General features: G+C 61.9%; 1 protein-coding gene. It reads left to right on the top strand.

The features are described from left to right. Nucleotides 1–763: cyclopropane mycolic acid synthase family methyltransferase (locus A5701_RS22735; RefSeq protein ID WP_156670225.1), on the top strand; the 763-nt coding region annotated here is incomplete at both ends.

The following is a 763-nucleotide window of genomic DNA, read 5'->3' as shown; positions in this document are numbered from 1 at the left end:
GAATCGCAATCCATCTACGACGTTTCGGACGAGTTTTTTGCCCTGTTCCTAGATCCGACAATGGGCTATACGTGCGCTTATTTCGAACGCGAGGGCATGACGCTCGAAGAGGCGCAGAATGCGAAGTTCGATCTGGCGCTGGGCAAGTTGAATCTCGAGCCGGGGATGACGCTACTCGACATCGGTTGCGGCTGGGGAGGAGCGCTGCACCGGGCGATCGAGAAATATGACGTCAACGTGATCGGGATCACGCTGAGTCGCAACCAGTTTGCCTACAGTAAGGCCAAAATGGCCGCCATCCCCACCGACCGCTCCGTCGAAGTCCGGTTGCAGGGCTGGGAGGAATTCGACGACAAGGTCGACCGAATCGTCAGCATCGGCGCCTTCGAGGCGTTCAAGGCCGACCGGTGGCCGGCCTTTTTTGAACGTGCCCACCACATCCTGCCCGACGACGGAATCATGTTGCTGCACACCATCGTTCGCCCCTCCTTCAAGGAGGCCAGGGCGCGGGGCATGACGCTGACGCACGAGATCGTGCACTTCTCGCAGTTCATCCTCACCGAGATCTTCCCGGGGGGCTGGCTCCCGACCCCGCAGACCGTCGGGGAGTACGCCGTAACGGCCGGCTTCGAGCTGACCCGGGTGCACTCACTGCAGCTGCACTACGCGCGCACCCTGGAGACGTGGGCGGCCGCCCTCGAGGCGAACCGCGACGAGGCCATCGCCATCCAGTCGCAAGAGGTCTACGACCGCTACATGAAGT

The organism is Mycobacterium sp. E3305 (assembly GCF_001666785.1).
Lineage (GTDB): Bacteria > Actinomycetota > Actinomycetes > Mycobacteriales > Mycobacteriaceae > Mycobacterium.
The sequence above is the reverse complement of the archived record's forward strand: the minus strand, read 5'-3'. Positions and strand labels throughout refer to the sequence as shown.